The organism is Streptomyces sp. NPDC023527 (genome assembly GCF_055560115.1).
In genome coordinates this window covers 20,868-36,909 of record NZ_JBVHJJ010000004.1, presented here as the reverse complement: position 1 = coordinate 36,909, position 16,042 = coordinate 20,868, and the positions used below count along the sequence as shown (strand labels likewise).

Here is a 16,042-nt window from a genome sequence, read left to right as displayed (position 1 = left end):
CGGGGCCCTTCCTGTTGTCGCCTACTGCTGGGGGTAGCCGTAACCGCCGCCGTGGGGCGGCTGGGGCTGCTGCTGCCAGCCATTCTGCGGCGGGTAGGGGCCCGGCTGGGGCTGACCACCGGCGTACGGGTCGTACGGCTGCGGCTGGTACGGGCCCGGGGCGGCCGCCTGCGGGGGCTGCTGGCCGGGAGCGTACGCGCCCGGTACCGGCGGGGCCTGGTGCGCGGGCGGGTTGTCACCGGTCCACAGTCCGCGCTGCTGCTGGGCGCGGGTGAAGTCCTCCGCGACCAGGGCGGACAGATGGAAGTACGCCTCGCGGGTCTTCGGCCGCATCATCTCCAGGTCGACCTCCGCACCCGTCGCCAGGTGCTCGTCGAACGGCACGACGACGACACCCCGGCAGCGGGTCTCGAAGTGCGAGACGATGTCCTCCACCTTGATCATCTTGCCGGTCTCGCGGACACCCGAGATGACGGTGACGCTGCGCGCGACGAGGTCGGCGTAGCCGTGCGCGTGCAGCCAGTCCAGGGTGGTGCTGGCGCTGCTCGCGCCGTCCACGGACGGCGTCGAGACGATGATCAACTGGTCGGCGAGGTCGAGGACGCCGCGCATCGCGCTGTAGAGGAGGCCGGTGCCCGAGTCCGTGAGGATGATCGGGTACTGCTTGCCCAGCAGGTCTATCGCGCGGCGGTAGTCCTCGTCGTTGAAGGTCGTCGAGACGGCCGGGTCCACGTCGTTGGCGATGATCTCCAGACCGGAGGGCGCCTGCGAGGTGTAGCGGCGGATGTCCATGTAGCTGTGCAGGCTCGGGATCGCCGAGACCAGGTCGCGGATCGTCGCGCCCGTCTCGCGGCGGACCCGGCGGCCGAGCGTGCCCGCGTCCGGGTTGGCGTCGATGGCCAGGATCTTGTCCTGGCGCTCGCTGGCGAGCGTCGCGCCCAGAGCCGTGGTCGTGGTCGTCTTGCCGACGCCGCCCTTGAGGCTGATGACGGCGATGCGGTAGCAGGAGAGGACGGGCGTGCGGATCAGCTCCAGCTTGCGCCGGCGCTCGGCCTCCTCCTTCTTGCCGCCGAACTTGAACCGGGGGCCGACGGGCTGCTTCTTCGGCTTCGGCTTGTTCCGCAGCAGCCGCTCCGACGACAGCTCCATGGACGCCGTGAAGCCGAGCGGCGCGCCGTGCACGGAGCGCTGCCGCTGCTCGGGCGACACGGTGGGCCAGCCGCCGCTCCGCGGGTCGACGGGGGGCGCGGCTTCGGCGTAGGGGTCCGGGTACGAGGGCGCTTGCGGGGCCGCTTGCGGGGCCGCTTGCGGGGTTGCCTGCGGGGCCGCCTGCGGCTGGGCTTCGGCTCGCGGTGCTTCGGCGTGTGGTGTTTCGGCACGCGGAGTTTCGGCGAGCGGGGGGAGGGCCTGCGGGGCGGGCGCGGGTGCTCCGTGCGGTGCCGCGTGTGCGTCGGGGTTGCCGTAGCCGGGCGGCGGGGCGGGGGTGCCCTGCGTCTCGGGCCGCGGCTGCTGCCCGTAATCCCCCTGTGGCGCGAAGCCGTTGAGGGCGGGGGGCAGGGGCGGCGGTGCCGTGTGCCCGTCCGGGCGGGGGTAGCCGTAGCCGCTGGGGGCCGGGTTGTTGTGCGGGGCGGGGGCGTTCTGCGGTGCCGGAGTGGGCTGGGCGGCGGCGGTCGGCTGTGCGTCGCCGGAGGGTTGGGCCTCCGGGTGCGGCCGGCCGTAATCGGCTGCGGCTACGGGCGCGTACGGGGCTGGAGCCGCGGGCTGGGCGGCGTGGGGAGCTTGGGAGTTGGGGTCGGCGTGCGGCTGGCCGTAGCTCTCGTGGGGTGCCGGTGCGTTCTGGGGGGTCGGGGCGCCGTGCAAGTCGGGGACCGGGTGGGCGGGTTCACCGCTGTGGTGGGGCGCGGCCGGGGGCGCCTCCGGTGCGGGGGCTCCTTGCAGGTCGGGACGGGGGTAGCCGTAACCGCCCTCCGAGGTGCTCGACGCTTCGGGGCGCGGGTAGCCGTAGCCGTCGCGGGGGGCCGCAGCCGTAGCCGAGGTGCCCTGTGGTGCGGGGGCGCTGCCCTGGGCGTCGGCGTGCGGCCGACCGTGAGCGTCGCGGGGCGCGCTCACCGGGGCCTGCGGGGTTGTGGCGTCCTGTGGGGCGGGGGTTGTGTGTGCTTCGCCGTGGGGCTGGGCGTAGGCGTTGTGCGGTGCGTCTGCTGGGGCCTGCGGGGCCGGAGTTGCGTGTGCTTCGCCGTGCGGCTGGGCGTGGGTGTCGTGCGGTGCGTGTGCCGGGGGCTCCGAGGTTGCGGTGTCCTGGCGTGCAGGAGTGCCGTGCGCTTCGGGCTGCGGCTGGGCGTAGGCGTCGTGGGCCACGTCCACCGGAGCCTGTGAGGCGTCGGCGTTCGGCGGAGTGGAGGATTCCTGCGCTTCGGAGTCCGGCTGACCGTAGGCGTCGCCAGGCGCGTGCGCCGGGGCCTCCGGGGTGTGGGGCTCCTGCGGCTCCGGGCGCGGGTAGCCGTAGCCGTCCGCCGAAGTGGTGTCCGACGGCGGTACGTCCCGCGGCGCGGGCGTTCCCTCGGCCACCGGTGCGGACCGGTCGGCTTCGCCGGTGCCCTGCGGCGCGGCAGCGTCCCGCGACTCGGGCCGGGGCTGCTCCGCCGCGCTGTGCGGGGGCGTCGAGGGAACCTCGGGCACCTGGGCATCCTGCGAGGAGGGGGCTCCCCGCAACTCCGGTCCGGAGAACCCGGACTCGCCGGGCGCCGACGCTTCGGGGCGGGCGAGGTCGTACCCGTCGCGGGGGGCCGGTACGGATGCGTCCGGGGCCGCGGTGTCCTGCGGTGCTGCTGTGTCCTGTGCGTCGAAGCCGGGACGGTCGTAGCCGTCACGCGGTGTCGGCACGGGCGTGTTCGGGGTCGCCGCGTCCTCCCGGGCGGCGAAGCCGAGCGTGTCGAGGCGCGGCTGGTCGTGCCCGTCGCTCGGAGCCTTCGCGGCCGCGTCCTGGCGTGCGGGACCCTCCCGCTCAGGGCCCGGCGCGGGCGCACCCTGCAGGTCGGGGCCGGGGTAGCCGTAACCGCCCTGCGGTGCCGGTGCGGTGTCGGCCGAGCCCGCCGCAGGCGTGGCCGCCGGCTGGAAGTCCGGCGGAAGCGGCGGCAGCCCGACGGGCGGCGCCGGGGGATTCCAGCTCGCGGCCTCGGGCCGGTCGTCGCCGCGAGCGGCACCGCCGGTGGAGGAACCCGCCTCAGCCGAATCCTCACCCCGCACCGACGCCGCGAAGGCACCCCGCTCCTCGCCGCGCGAAGCGACCGGCGGGGCGGGAACCGGCAAGGGTTCACCCGAAGGCGGGGGAGGGAACACCGGATCCACCGCACCCTGCGCGCCGCCACCCCCCGAGCCCGCCGCGGGCGCCGCCGCGTTCTGCGTGTACCAGGCAGGCGGGGTGTAGTCGATCGTGAACTCGCCCGTCTGCTCGGGCTCGCTCTCGTGGCCCGCGTCGGACCGGTCCTCGCCGGCTGTGGTCCCGCCCGCGCGGATCTCGTCCCGATCGCTGCTCACATTGCCTCCTGCTGGTGTGGTCTAGCGCCCATGATGTGCCTGTCGGGCCCGACCGTTCCCGTCGTCCGACCGCCCGGGGTTCCCCCATGTGTGCGACGGGAGAGGCCCGGCATGGGTTCTCCAGTACGTACACCCACCAAGACTAATCGTCATACGCATCGCCGCGGCAGGCCCGCCCCTGCCCCACCGGCCGTGCCCACCGCCACCTGCGGTCATCCGCTCCCGCAACCGCCCGGAGACGGCCGGGAAATGCCCGGTGATCGGCCGCGCATCCGCCCTGGAGCGATGTCGGAGGGGACGGGCGAGGGTTCCCGCGTGAGTGCTGTAACAACGCGAGATTTGCGCCTGATTCACTCCATTCCGGTGGAATTCACTGAGCTGGACCGTCGGATCAGGGGAGGGATGGGGCGGTGGTCCCGCACCCCCCGCACCCTCCCGGCATCCAACAGGTACGCGCTGATGGCCCGGCAGCGCCGCCCGAAGACGGCGCCGTCGCACCGGCACAGGTGCGCGCCCCTGTGGACCGGTCGCGGGCCGGTCGTGGGTCGAGGTACGCCGGGGCCGGGGCCGGGGTCGAGGTCGGGCGGGGCCGGGGCCGGGGCCGGGGCAAGCGGTGTTGTGGCCGGCCGTGGGTCAGTCCATCCGGCGCGCGGCGCCCAGCAGTCCCGTCTCGGGCTCGGTCGGCCGCGTGTCGACATACATCCGCGACCGGCCGGCACACCAGAGCGTGAGGCCGTCCCGCAGCGTGGGCAGCGCCTCGACATCGGCCTCCGGCAGGCCCAGGAGCCGGCCGAGCTGCCCCGCCTCGTCGGGGGAGACGCGCTGGATGCCCACCAGGTCCGCACCGCGCATCAGCCGTGGTGCGTCGGGGCTCAGATAGGGGAGCAGGGTCAGCACGGGCTGCCAGGGCGCCGCGACGACCCGCCCGCGCGGGGGACGCGAGCCGCAGTCGCGGACGACGAGCACGGGGCTGTGCACCGACGGCCCCTGCGGCGGCACCCGTCCGACGTCGTGCAGCGTCACGCACTGCTGCCCGCTGTTGGCGGCCTGGGACAGCGGCGTCCACAGCTGCCGGCGACCCGTCTCGACGGCGACACGGGCGCCCGTGCCGACCGTGCGCAAGGCGATGACCTGCGCCGTCCACGCGCCGCCGACGAGGACGGCGTCGAAGGGCGTGGGGCGGGCGAGGCCGAGGACGGCGGGGGCCTCCCGCGGGTCGGTGCCGATGACGACCCCGTCGTCACCGACCGGCAGGGCCAGCGCCTCGAACTGCTCGTGCGACAGCTCGTGCCGCACCCGGCGGGGCCCGAGCAGGCCGAGGCCGAAGCGTGGCCGTACGGAGGCGTTCGTCGGCGGGGCGGCGGTCATCAGCGGGTCCCTCCCAGCGGCAGCGTCGCCAGGACGCCGGGCACCTGTTCGTGGTCGAGGCGCACCAGCCCGGCCCGCACGGCACGGGCCGCGCGCTCCAGCTCGCGGCCCGTGGCGCCCAGTTCGTCGGAGCTGCGGCCGGTCACCCGGACGTGCGCCGTCATCGTCGGAGCGTGCCGCCCGTCGCGCGTACCGCCGCGCCCGAGCGTCAGGCTCAGCGTCGTCGACAGCGCGGGCAGCGAGGTCAGCAGTGCGGCCAGCTGCGGCAGGGGAGTGGCCCCCGGGCCCAGCTGGGGCCAGCGCGCCACCCAGTACGTGGCGTGCCACCGGTCGTCGCACCGCCAGGCCCGGGCGCTCTCCACCGTCCGCCGTACGGGCGCGTTCGCCCGGCCCGCCTGGGCCGAGGCCACCGGATTGACGTTCGCGGCCGTCGATATCGCGGCCGCGAGGCCCTCCTCGGACAACGGCTCCGCCCGGAACCCGGCCCCCTGCAACCGGCTCACCAGCTGGTCCGCCGCCCGCAGCACACAGCGCCGCGCGCCTTCCGCGCCACCGCCCCGCGCCTCGACGGCCTCCGGGCACAGCTCGGGGTCGAGCTTGAGCGCCACCCACGTCATCCGCACGGCCGGCGACCCTGCCTCGGCCTGCAACGGCCCGTAGTTCCGGGCGGCCAACGCGTCGGCGGGCAGATGCGGCGCGGGCGCGGGCAGCGTGCTCTGCACGACCTGCACGGACTCCAGCCGGATGCCGTCGACGTCCATCGCGTCCCGCAGCAGCGCGAGCGGCAGGGCCTTCTCGACCCGCAGCGGCCGCAGCGGCGCGTCCACGATGTCGACGCGCAGCACGGCCGTCACGAACGTCCCGTCCCCGACCAGACCGATCTCACGCCGCTCCCGATCGGTGAAGGAACTCGTCCGCAGCGCCGGCTCGCACTCCACGACCGGAGCGACACCCGGATCCGTCCCGACAGCCGCCGGCGCCGCGCGTCGCACACGCCGCCGCAGCCCCACTGCCGCCACCAGCCACTCCGCGATCGGCCGCTGCCCCCGGTGGACCACCGCGAGCAGCACCAGCACCGCGGCCACCACCGCGGCAGGAGCCAGCAGCAACGGATGGACGACCCACGCCACCAGCACGACGGCGGCCGCCACCTCGATCAGCACCATCTGCTGCAACCGCACCGGCCCGACGCTCCCGGGCCGTGCGGCGGCCCGTGGCGCGACCGCGCCCGTCCCGGGGGCAGTGGCCCCCGGAGCCCGTACGCGCGTTGCGGCACCCATGCCCGTCACAGTCCCCTCGCCGTCGCCGAACCCGTCGGCGTCTCTCGTGCCAAAGTCCCGGATCGGCGCCTCCCCTGACGAGGGCACTGATCCCTACCGGCATAGTAGGGGGCCGGTACGACAACCGGACCGAGGGCAGCGCCTGTCAACCGACGCCGACGACTGGGGAGAAGCGGCTACACATGGCATCACGGCGGGATGAGCTCAATGCTTACACCTTCGCGAGGAAGCGCACGATCGCCGCCTTCCTCCAACCCTCGCCCAGCGGCACGGAGGAAGGCGCCCCGCGCCCCCTGCGCACGGTCCTGCCCGGCATCGTCGTCGGAGCGGTGCTGGTCGCCGGATTCGGCGCCTGGGGCATGTTCAAACCGACCGCGCCCAAGGGCTGGGACGACGTCGCCGCACACGTCATCGTCGGCAGCGACTCCACCACCCGCTATGTCGTCCTGGTGACGGACGGCAAGAAGCAGCTGCACCCGGTGCTCAACTTCGCCTCCGCCAAGCTGCTCCTCACCGACAAGTCCACGGTCATCAAGGTGAAGGAGTCCGAGCTCGACAACGGCCACATCCCGCGTGGCCCGACCGTCGGCATCCCGTACGCGCCCGACCGCATGCCCGGCGCCGACGAGGCCGGCAAGCAGAAGCAGTGGGCCGTGTGCGAACAGCCCGGCCCCAACGGCAAGACCACCCAGAAGGCGGTCTTCCTCTTCGCGGGCCGCGACCCGAAGCTCAAGAAGCTGACCGGACCGCAGCGCCTGCGCGGCAACCAGGCCTTGTACGTACAGGGCCCGGACGACGCCCGCTACCTCATCGACCCCCAGGGCACCAAGTACCTGCTCGGCGGCTCCGACTGGAAGTCGGCGGACCCCTCCGACCACAATCTGCTGCTCCGCTCCCTCTTCGACGACGGCGCCCAGCCGCAGCGCGTCACCAAGGACTGGCTGGACACCTTCAACGAGGGCGCCCCCATCGTCTTCCCTGAGCTCCGCGGGGACATCGGCGCGGACGCGGGCGTGGGCACGCTGCCGGCCAAGGCCAACAAGGTCGGCACGGTCCTCGAAGCCCCGACCGGCACCGGCACCCAGAACTACGTCGTGCTCCCCGGCCAGGTCCGGCGCGTCTCCGAGTTCGTCGCCAAACTGCTCCTCAACAGCAGAAAACTGGCCTCGCTCGGCCAGGCGGGCGCCCCCCAGCGCGTCAGCGCCGCCGCCTTCACCCCCGCCGACGAGGAGTTCTACGGGCAGTACCGCTGGCCCTCGCGGGTGCCCCGGCAGGCCAACTCCCTCAAGGCGACGACGACCGCCCCCGCCAACGACACCGTGTGCAGCGTCTTCACCGGCCTGTCCGCGGGCGGCACCCCCGAACTGGCCACCTGGACCGGCACCGACTACCCGGCCACCATTCCCGACGGCGCCACCAGCGCGTACGTCACCCCCGGCTCCGGCCTCCTCTACCGCCAGGTCACCGGCCGTCAGACCAACAGTGGCGCGGTCTTCCTCGTCACCGACACCGGGCTGCGCTACGCGGTCCAGTCCAACAACGACAGCGCCAAGGGCAAGTCGAAGATCGGCGAGAGCCCCGCCCCGTCGGCGGGTACGGCCGACACGCCCGCGACCGCGCCGCCCGCGCCGCCCGAGGCCGACATGGCCCGCACCAGGCTCGGCTACCGGAACGTGGATCCCGTCCCCGTACCGGCCAACTGGTCGCAGTTCCTGCCGACCGGCCCGCGACTGGACGCCAACAGCGCCCGGCAGCCGCAGGGATCGTGAGGCGCCCGATGCCCCGAATCACGAAACTCGTCACGCTGACCTTGGCCACGACCCTGCTGGCAGCCGTTTCGGCGGGTCCCGCCGCGGCCTCACCGGACCCGGCACCCATGGCCCTGAACGGCAGCGGTGAGTGCACGTACCCGGCCAAGGCCATCAAGGGCACGCCGTGGTCCCTCCAGCGCGTACTCCTCGACCGGCTCTGGCAGGACACCAAGGGTCGCGACAGCGAGGGCCGCCCGGTCCGGGTCGCCGTCATCGACACCGGCGTCGACATCAGGAACCCGCAGCTCAGGGACGCCGTCGACACGAAGAGCGGGGCAGACCTGCTGACCGGGATGGCGGACACCGCCAAGGACGGCTCAGGGCTGCGAGCCGCCGCCAAGGACGCCCCCCAGCCCGGCCCGACGGCCGGTCCGTCGGCGGGGACGAAGACCCCGGACAAGGGCGGCAAGACGACGGACAAGCCCAAGGACGGGTCCAAGACCGGATCGACGCCCAGTCCGTCCGCCTCGAAGCCGGACAAGGCAGCGGAAAAGGCCGAGGCGGAGAAGAAGGAACGGGAGAAGAAGGAAAGAGAAGAGAAGGAGAAGGCTGAAAAGGAGGAGAAGGAGCGGGCCGAGAAGGAGAAGGCGGAGAAGGAAAGGCGCGAGAAGGCCGATCCGACCAAGGACGAGGTCGGTCACGGCACGAAGGTCGCCGGAATCATCGCCGCCCGCCCGTCGCCGGGCAGTGGATTCGTGGGCATCGCCCCGGAGTCGGTCATCATCCCGATCAAACAGAACGACGAGAAGGGCACCGGTACGTCCCGGACCCTGGCCCAGGGCATCAACCTGGCCGTCGCAGCCGGCGCACGCGTCATCAACATCTCCCAGGACACCTCAAAAGCCCTCCTCCCCGACTCGGACCTGGAACTCGCCGTCAAGGACGCCCTGTCCCAGGACGTCGTCGTGGTCGCCTCGGCGGGCAACGACGGCCTCGACGGAAACGTCAAGGAGACCTACCCCGCCGCGTACAAGGGCGTCCTCGCCGTAGGCGCCTCCGACCGCAACAACGAACGCGCCGTCTTCTCCCAGCCCGGCGAATTCATCGGCGTCGCCGCGCCCGGCGTGGAAATGGTCTCCACCGTCCCCTTCGGGGGCCAGTGCGTCGACAACGGCACCAGCTTCTCCGCCCCGTACGTCGCCGGAGTCGCCGCCCTCATCCGCGCCAAGCACCCCGACTGGAAACAGCACCAGGTCGTCGCCCAGATCGAGCAGACCGCCGAACGCGCCACCAACGACCACGACCGCTACATCGGCTGGGGCGTGGTCGACCCGGTCCGCGCCCTCACGGAGGACACCCACCCCATCGACCGCGTCACCATCGACAAGTCCCGCACCCGTAACGTCCGAGCCCCCGCCCCCGCCCCTCTGGCAGCAGGCGAAACCCCCCAACAACGCAAGGAGCGCCTCGCCACCTACGTACTGGGCGGCGCGGCGGTCCTGGTGGCGGCGATCGCGGGGGTGGCTTTGGTGGGCCGGGAACGAAGCCGTCGCATGTCGCTCCGCGCGCGATCCTGAGCGTGTGGGGGGCATCAAGCGTCCTTGATGGACTATGCAGTTGGGCTGTGAGCCGCGAGTGACTAGAGTGGTGCAGTGCATCGCTGACGCCATAGGGGGAGGGCAGGGTGCAGCAAAGAGATTCGAGCGATCCGACCCAGAGGCCGTTCGGCAGCGGCAATCTGGCGAAGGAAGCCGAGACGCTGGGCAAGTTCAAGGGGCGAATCGACAAGGTCCTGTCCGATCTGGAGAATTCGCCCGCGTCGAAAACGGCTATTGGTCACCAGACGGTCTCCAAGGACGCCTACGGAACCGGTTTCGCATCCGCCGAGGATCTGGCCGGCGCCTATGACAAAGTTCATGACCGGCTGAAAGCGCTTTCCCAGTCCTTGGGCGACCAGATCGAGGCGATGGGGATCGCCGCTCTGGTGGCCGAGCGCGGATACGGCGGAGTGGACGCCGAGTACGCCGAACGGCTGCGAGCGATCGCCGAACGCGCGCGGAAGGGTCTTCACGATCCGGCCGCTGGACAGCATCCCGCGTCGAAGGGCGAGCCGAAGCCGCAGCGAAGCGGCGCCGCCGACATCGGATCCGAGACCGCGTAGGGGAGGACGAGCGGGGTGGGTAAGGACAAGTTCGAGCACGCGAGCCACTACGAGCTGTACGCCATGGTGGCGGGCGGCAAGCCGAAGCAGATGATCGACGCGGGCGCGGCACTGACGAAGGCATTCGGTGACCTCGGTGACCTCGGCGAGGAGATCAAGGCGCACGCGGCCCGTGTGAAATGGGAGGGCGAAGGAGGCGACGCCTTCCGGAAATGGGCCGAGGAGCTGAGCAACCAGACGTGCAGGCTCGCCAACTACACCGCGGTCGTCGGCGTCTATATGGGCCTTGCCGGCCAAGGGCTGGCTGAAGTCAAGGCAGCAATGCCGGCGCCCGAGCAGTGCTTCGTGGACCCGGAAAAAGAAAAGGCCCGGCTGAAGAACGCGGAAGCAAACCGCCAGGAGGCCATCAACCAGATGGTCCGGCTGGACTCGTACTACACGACCGTGAAGCAGAGCCTGGCGGCCATGAAGGACGTGGAGCCGAAGTTTCCGGCGCTGCCTGGAGGACTCTTTCCACCAGTCGTCGGATATGAGCGGCCCGACGGGAACTCTTCGGTGGCTGGAGGATCTGCGGGAAGCGGGAATGAAACCGCGAGTACGTCGCTGTCGACCCTCGCGGGATCCGGAGATATGTCTCATGACGCCTCGCATCCCCGTGCAGACGGAGATCGGCGCGGCCGTGCCAGCGTTGCCCCACTCGATCACCGACCTACGCATACAGCGATCGACTCAGCGATCCTCGCACCGTCTCCAGACGCTGCCGACAAATCTCGCATGCCGAGCCCCAGAGCAGATGCCACCGGGCCGCAACCGATTGACGTCGCAGGCCCATGGGGCAATGGCGGGGGCCGATCCATTGCCCCCGGTTTGCCGTCCGGTCGGCAAGGCGGGAAGGCGATGCCGTGGGGATCTGCCGACGGCCGCCCCGGACTCGGAGTGCCACGGCCCGGAGTACCGCCTCAGATCGGTCGGAACGACGGGGTCTTCGGAGGTACCCCGATCCGTTCCGGCAGTCAGCCCAGCGTGACGCGGCTGCCTCGAGGCACCGTTATCGGGGAAGAACGCACCCCTACGGGGCGTGGTGCGTCTGGTGCGGTTGGTCCGGCAAGTCCGCCGGGAAACGGAGGAAACGGACCGCGGGGGGCTGGCGTCGTTACTGAATCCGGGACTCGAGTTGGAGGCTCGATGGGCGTGGGCGGCCACCCCGCCGGAGGTAGCGCATCCGGTGTAGGGAGGAGCCAGGCCGGTCGGCGACTGGCTACGGAACCGGGTGGGGCTGTTGGCGGCCTCCGTGCAAGTCGTGGCGCTCCCGGTGAGTTCACACCAGGTGGTTCGGGGCTCGTGCGAGGAAACCAGCCGGTTGCCATGGGGCCGCAAGTCGGCACCAGGCCAAGCGGCAGTAGTCGTCACCGTGCTGAGCCCAGACCTCATTACCTCACAGAAGACGAAGAGACTTGGGCTAGTGGTCGCGGTCCCACGGTGCCGCCCGTTATCCAATAGCTCGCGGACCACTTGCGCGAGGACAAGGAGAATCCGTCGCATGTCGATTCCGGACGATGGGGCGCGGCAGCGCGCCCTGCCGACGCTGGCATTGCTCGGCGCAGTACTTGTGTCCTTCGTCGGCTATGCAGCTCCGGCGGTAGCGCTGGATGAGCACTCAAAGCAGTGGTACCTGGACGACATGCAAGCGGAACGCATCTGGAAGGTAAGCAGAGGGGAGGCAGTGACCGTAGCCGTCATCGACACGGGTGTCGACGTGTCGCTGCCTGAACTGCGCGGACAGGTATCCGAGGGGACCGACGTATCCAACGCGCCCACAGGCGCGAACGTCGACGATGACGGCCACGGCACGAACATGGCCAGCTTGATCGCGGGGACGGGGGCGGACGGCGGAATCCAGGGATTGGCGCCTGACTCCAAGATTCTTCCGATCAAGGCTGTGCCGGACGCGAAGGCTGATCACAATGACGCGCTGATGGGCAGAGGTATTAGATACGCTGCTGATCACGGGGCCAAGGTCATCAATATCTCGCTGGCGGGTCCAGGGGGCAGTGAACAGTTCCCTCAGACCCAGGGGGCTGTCAACTACGCTTTGGAAAAGGGAAGCCTGATCTTTGCGGGCACAGGGAATGATGGCGACAAGGGGAACCCGACTGCGTTTCCGGCTGCATTGCCAGGTGTAGTCGGCGTGGGGGCGATCGACCGACAAGGGAAAGTGACCAAATGGTCCACCTACGGCAATCAGGTGGGACTTGTTGCCTTTGGTGACGAACTCGTCCAGCACTGTCAGAAGTCTGCGGGGTACTGCATCGCCGGCGGTACCAGCCACGCCACAGCCATCGCCTCTGCCTCCGCAGCCCTCATCTGGGCCAAGCACCCGGACTGGACGAACAACCAGGTCCTCCGAGTCATGATGGAGACGGCCGGCAAGCCGCCCAATGCCAAGATGCCCAGCAAGTACCTCGGCTATGGCAGCGTCCGCCCCCGCAAGGTCCTCCTCGACGGCGAAGGCGACCCCGGCCCGCCCGACGTCAACCCGCTCCTCGCGGCCGGCAAGGCCACCGCGTCGCCGAAGCCCGCACCCTCGACCCCGCAGGATGCGAAGCGCGCGGCAGAGGCCGAGCCCGAGCCGGACAGTGACAACACCGCCCTATGGACCGGCATCGGCGCAGGCGCCGCAGCCGTCATCGCGGCAGCCATCGCCATCGTGATCGTGCGACGGCGCAAACGAGCCGCGGCCCCGCCGCCGTACCCGCACACTCCTTCGCCCCCGCCTCCCTATGGCCCGGGGCGCGGACAGTAACCCACCACACGCCTGACCCCGCCATCGCAACGGCCGCTCGCCGCCGGACGCGAGGTCAGCATCACCCACGCACACAAGAAGACCCTCAGGGGGAAAGGCGGAACATGTCGGAGAACGGCAAGCAGAAGGTCAGCGATCAGGCGTTCAAGGCATTCACGGACGCCATCGACCAGACCAGTTCGCACTTCTCGGCCAACCTGCGCCAGCTGGCGAACGTCATCGCCACGCTGGACGGCGGAAGCTGGAAGGGTGACGCCCACAGCGCCTTCCGTAAGGCGCAGAGCGACCTGAACGACGACCACGACCGCGTACGCCGCATGATCGATGAGGTCCGCGAGGCCGTCGTCCTCACGCACCGCTCCTCGGGCGCCACCGACGGGGAAATCGCCGCCAAGATGAAGGGCATCGACTCCGCAGGCGGCCCGGCCCCCGCGGCCGGCCACGGCAGCGGCGAGGCCACCAGCCGCATCGCGGGCTACTGATTCGATCCGGATTCCGGGTCCGGTGGGCAGTGGGCCCGCCGATATTTCGACGCATAAAAGACACCACAGAGGGTGGGGAACATGGCAGATCAAAGCGGCGAGCTCGTCGTTCATTACGGCTCCCTTCAGGACACCGCCAGGGACATCAAGAAGGCCGCCGGTGTGATCGAGCGTGAGATGGAAGCCATGCGCGCTGCCGTCAACAAGGTCGCGGCCGGCTGGCAGGGCGAGGCCCATCAGAAGATGCTGCAGGTGGACGCGGAGTTCCGGCGTCGGAGCGCGCACATCCAGGAAACGCTCAAGCAGGTCGCGGACCTCGTCCTGACGGGCAGCGAGCACTACTACGCGACCGACCGCAAGGCGTCGCAGCTGTTCGACATCAGTTACTGATGAAGCGGTGAACCTGAATGGGGGTGGCGGCCGGACACCGGCCACCACCCCCATTCGCGCACGACGAACTCCGCTCACTTCAGGTCGAACTCGCCGTCCCGCGCACCCAGCACGAACGCCCGCCACTCACCCTCGGTGTAGCGCAGCACCGTGTCCGGGTCCGCCGACGACCGCATCGCCACCGCGCCACCCGGCAGATACGCGATCTCGACGCGCTCCTCCGTCGTGGCGTCGGGCGCGCTCAGCCATTCGACGCCCGAGATGTCCATGGCGTACAGCTCGGCCTTCTCGTGTTCGTCCATCGGTCAGGGGCCGCCTTTCACAGTGCGCGAACTTCGCCGAAATGCAACAACGCCAAGCGAGTTGACGTGCGTCGCGGGCAATCCGTGAGCAGCGTACTCCGGACCGGCCGGTCACAAACCCGGTTCGAACCACGCGGTCAGAGGTCTCAGAGATGGGCGTAGTTCTCTCCGGCCTGCCGCGAGAACACGGCCCACATCTTGCCGCCGCCCAACGGTGCGCCGGCTTCGTCCAGCCCGCAGATGCCGCCGCAGGCGACGGCGACGGCGTCCAGCGTGGACAAGGCCGCTCTGCGTCGCGCCCTGCACTCTTCCCGCAGCCCGTCCGGGTGTCGGGGGTGCTCGTCGAACACGGTGAGGCGGAGCACGCCGAACCGCCAGCGGATGGACAGGCCGGCTTCTCGGCCGGGGGTGAACAGGCAGGCGTTGGCCAGGAGTTCGGACGTGGCCAGCACGCCGAGCTCGGCCATGTCGGGAAGCCCGTGCTCACACAGCACCCGCCGTACGACGGTACGGGCCATGCCGAGGCAGTAGGCGTTGGAAGGCAGGCCGAGGGAGTAGCTCAGGTTTCCGGGGGCGGGTTTCGCCGGTGCGGGTGGCCGGGTCAGGTCGGGCGGGCAGGGGGAGCTGCTGATCATGTGCGTCACTCCAGGCGCTCAGCGGGTGAAAGGAGTCCTCGCACGCGAAGCGGTACCGGTGGCCTGCCTCCCTGAGCGCGGGCACACCCGCTCAGGGCAGGCGGGCATGCTCGCGCGGTGCGCTTCCGGCTCCACGGCGTGTGAGCTAGGCAACACCGACGGTAGCGCACGCAGGGAGCACCGTTCTACCGCTCTGCGAGGAAGTGCTACTTGATGGATCTGACTTCCCGTCGCAGGCAGACTATGAGCGGTATCGCGAGAGAGGTGACATGCCCCCAAGGAGCACCCCCACGGTTCGTCAGCGACGGCTCGGAACCGAGCTGCGCAGATTGCGCGAAGCGGTAGGCGTAACGACGCAAGAGGCCGCGACCCAGCTGGGTGTGAACCGCACCCGTATCCCCAACATCGAGTCCGGACGCTTCGGCATCAGTGCCGATCGTGTGCGAGCGCTCGCCTTCAACTACGGCTGCCAGGACGCCGCCCTGATCGAGGCGTTGGCGGACATGGCGGTCGAACGCGGCCCACGCTGGTGGGACTCGTACCGCGATGTGCTCCCGTCGTCCTTCCAGGACGTCGCGGAGTTCGAACACCATGCGGTGGCCATGCGCATGTTCGTCATGGTGCACATCCCCGGACTGCTCCAGATCGCGGAGCACGCACGGGCGGTCTTCGAGGCTTCGCTCATGACGCTGCCGGCGAAGGAGATCGAGCTACGCGCCACCCATCGCATGCGCCGTCAGGAAGTCTTCACCCTTCGGAAGACCCCGCCGCCCTTCACGGCGATCATCCACGAAGCGGCTCTCCGGATGCAGTTCGGCGGACCGAAGGTAGGTCGCGCTCAGCTGGCACACCTCCTTGACGCGAGCGAACGCAGCAATATCATTCTTCGCGCGCTCCCCTTCTCGGCAGGAGGGTTTGCCGGACCGGGCCAGCCGATCTGCTACGCCGAGGGGGCGGTCGCCCAACTCGACACCGTGCAACTGGACACGTTCCACGGCGCTATCTTCCTCGATTCACAGGAGGAACTGGGCTCCTACCGGCGCCTGCTCGACAGGATGGAGGACGCGTCCCTATCTCCTGAAGCGACCCGCGACCTCATCCACTCCATCGCCAAGCAGCTCTGAGAGGACCACGATGTCCGAGATCCGATGGCAGGAACCCCTGTGCGGCGGCAATGGAGGCAATAGCTGCATCCAAATCGGCCGCACCCCCGACGGCACCCCCATACTCAGAGAGACAACCCGCCCCCAGGAACTGGTCACCACGACCCGCGAAGGTCTCCGCAATCTCATCGAAGCGGCCAAGCGGGGCGACCTCGACCACCTCGTATAGCGCG

The 16,042-nt window shown here is 70.6% G+C and carries 13 protein-coding genes; 8 read left to right on the top strand and 5 right to left on the bottom strand.

From position 1 onward, the window contains the following. Positions 1-21: 21 nt before the first annotated feature. From ACZ303_RS09315 to eccE, 3 genes are all read right to left on the bottom strand, one after another. Positions 22-3,534, bottom strand: coding sequence for an SCO5717 family growth-regulating ATPase (locus ACZ303_RS09315; protein ID WP_467336768.1), 3,513 nt, complete (start codon positions 3,532-3,534; stop codon positions 22-24). Between the two features lie 633 nt (positions 3,535-4,167). Next, positions 4,168-4,902, bottom strand: a complete 735-nt coding sequence (locus ACZ303_RS09310; RefSeq protein ID WP_467336766.1) for a hypothetical protein — start codon at positions 4,900-4,902, stop codon at positions 4,168-4,170. Further along, the gene (eccE, locus tag ACZ303_RS09305) at positions 4,902-6,182 is read right to left on the bottom strand and encodes a type VII secretion protein EccE (protein ID WP_467336764.1); all 1,281 of its coding nucleotides are present in this window, start codon (positions 6,180-6,182) and stop codon (positions 4,902-4,904) included. The genes ACZ303_RS09310 and eccE overlap by 1 nt, the downstream gene beginning before the upstream one ends. 182 nt (positions 6,183-6,364) lie before the next feature. Here eccE and eccB point away from each other — a divergent pair, with 182 nt between their 5' ends. From eccB to ACZ303_RS09275, 6 genes are all read left to right on the top strand, one after another. Continuing rightward, on the top strand, positions 6,365-7,951 hold the full coding sequence (eccB, locus tag ACZ303_RS09300; protein ID WP_467336762.1) for a type VII secretion protein EccB: 1,587 nt from the start codon (positions 6,365-6,367) through the stop codon (positions 7,949-7,951). 8 nt (positions 7,952-7,959) lie between these two features. Beyond that, a complete protein-coding gene (mycP, locus tag ACZ303_RS09295; protein WP_467336760.1) occupies positions 7,960-9,510 on the top strand; it encodes a type VII secretion-associated serine protease mycosin in 1,551 nt (516 codons plus the stop codon). Positions 9,511-9,617: 107 nt separating this feature from the next. After that, positions 9,618-10,094 carry a hypothetical protein gene (locus ACZ303_RS09290; protein WP_467336758.1) on the top strand — a complete coding sequence of 159 codons (477 nt, stop codon included), beginning with the start codon at positions 9,618-9,620 and terminating at the stop codon, positions 10,092-10,094. Between the two features lie 1,540 nt (positions 10,095-11,634). Continuing rightward, complete coding sequence (gene mycP / locus ACZ303_RS09285) at positions 11,635-12,897, top strand: type VII secretion-associated serine protease mycosin (protein WP_467336756.1); 1,263 nt, start codon at positions 11,635-11,637, stop codon at positions 12,895-12,897. A 104-nt stretch (positions 12,898-13,001) separates the two neighbouring features. Further along, a complete protein-coding gene (locus ACZ303_RS09280) occupies positions 13,002-13,379 on the top strand; it encodes a WXG100 family type VII secretion target (protein WP_467336754.1) in 378 nt (125 codons plus the stop codon). Positions 13,380-13,460: 81 nt separating this feature from the next. After that, positions 13,461-13,769: a WXG100 family type VII secretion target gene (locus ACZ303_RS09275; protein WP_467336752.1), complete on the top strand. Its 309-nt coding sequence runs from the start codon at positions 13,461-13,463 to the stop codon at positions 13,767-13,769. A gap of 74 nt (positions 13,770-13,843) precedes the next feature. On the opposite strand, the gene ACZ303_RS09270 is transcribed toward ACZ303_RS09275, so the two are convergent. Beyond that, positions 13,844-14,071, bottom strand: coding sequence for a DUF397 domain-containing protein (locus ACZ303_RS09270; RefSeq protein ID WP_467336750.1), 228 nt, complete (start codon positions 14,069-14,071; stop codon positions 13,844-13,846). Between the two features lie 146 nt (positions 14,072-14,217). Continuing rightward, the gene (locus tag ACZ303_RS09265; protein WP_467336748.1) at positions 14,218-14,706 is read right to left on the bottom strand and encodes an ATP-binding protein; all 489 of its coding nucleotides are present in this window, start codon (positions 14,704-14,706) and stop codon (positions 14,218-14,220) included. Positions 14,707-14,975: 269 nt separating this feature from the next. On the opposite strand from ACZ303_RS09265, the gene ACZ303_RS09260 reads away from it, so the two are divergent. After that, positions 14,976-15,830 carry a helix-turn-helix domain-containing protein gene (locus ACZ303_RS09260; RefSeq protein WP_467336747.1) on the top strand — a complete coding sequence of 285 codons (855 nt, stop codon included), beginning with the start codon at positions 14,976-14,978 and terminating at the stop codon, positions 15,828-15,830. A gap of 10 nt (positions 15,831-15,840) precedes the next feature. Beyond that, positions 15,841-16,038: a DUF397 domain-containing protein gene (locus ACZ303_RS09255; RefSeq protein ID WP_467336745.1), complete on the top strand. Its 198-nt coding sequence runs from the start codon at positions 15,841-15,843 to the stop codon at positions 16,036-16,038. Positions 16,039-16,042 lie beyond the last annotated feature (4 nt).

Coding starts and splice junctions, on each gene's coding strand:
- ACZ303_RS09310 (WP_467336766.1), bottom strand. CDS start 4,902: ATGACCGCCGCCCCGCCGACGAACGCCTCCGTACGGCCACGCTTCGGC.
- eccE (WP_467336764.1), bottom strand. CDS start 6,182: ATGGGTGCCGCAACGCGCGTACGGGCTCCGGGGGCCACTGCCCCCGGG.
- eccB (WP_467336762.1), top strand. CDS start 6,365: ATGGCATCACGGCGGGATGAGCTCAATGCTTACACCTTCGCGAGGAAG.
- mycP (WP_467336760.1), top strand. CDS start 7,960: ATGCCCCGAATCACGAAACTCGTCACGCTGACCTTGGCCACGACCCTG.
- mycP (WP_467336756.1), top strand. CDS start 11,635: ATGTCGATTCCGGACGATGGGGCGCGGCAGCGCGCCCTGCCGACGCTG.
- ACZ303_RS09280 (WP_467336754.1), top strand. CDS start 13,002: ATGTCGGAGAACGGCAAGCAGAAGGTCAGCGATCAGGCGTTCAAGGCA.
- ACZ303_RS09275 (WP_467336752.1), top strand. CDS start 13,461: ATGGCAGATCAAAGCGGCGAGCTCGTCGTTCATTACGGCTCCCTTCAG.
- ACZ303_RS09270 (WP_467336750.1), bottom strand. CDS start 14,071: ATGGACGAACACGAGAAGGCCGAGCTGTACGCCATGGACATCTCGGGC.
- ACZ303_RS09265 (WP_467336748.1), bottom strand. CDS start 14,706: ATGATCAGCAGCTCCCCCTGCCCGCCCGACCTGACCCGGCCACCCGCA.
- ACZ303_RS09260 (WP_467336747.1), top strand. CDS start 14,976: ATGCCCCCAAGGAGCACCCCCACGGTTCGTCAGCGACGGCTCGGAACC.
- ACZ303_RS09255 (WP_467336745.1), top strand. CDS start 15,841: ATGTCCGAGATCCGATGGCAGGAACCCCTGTGCGGCGGCAATGGAGGC.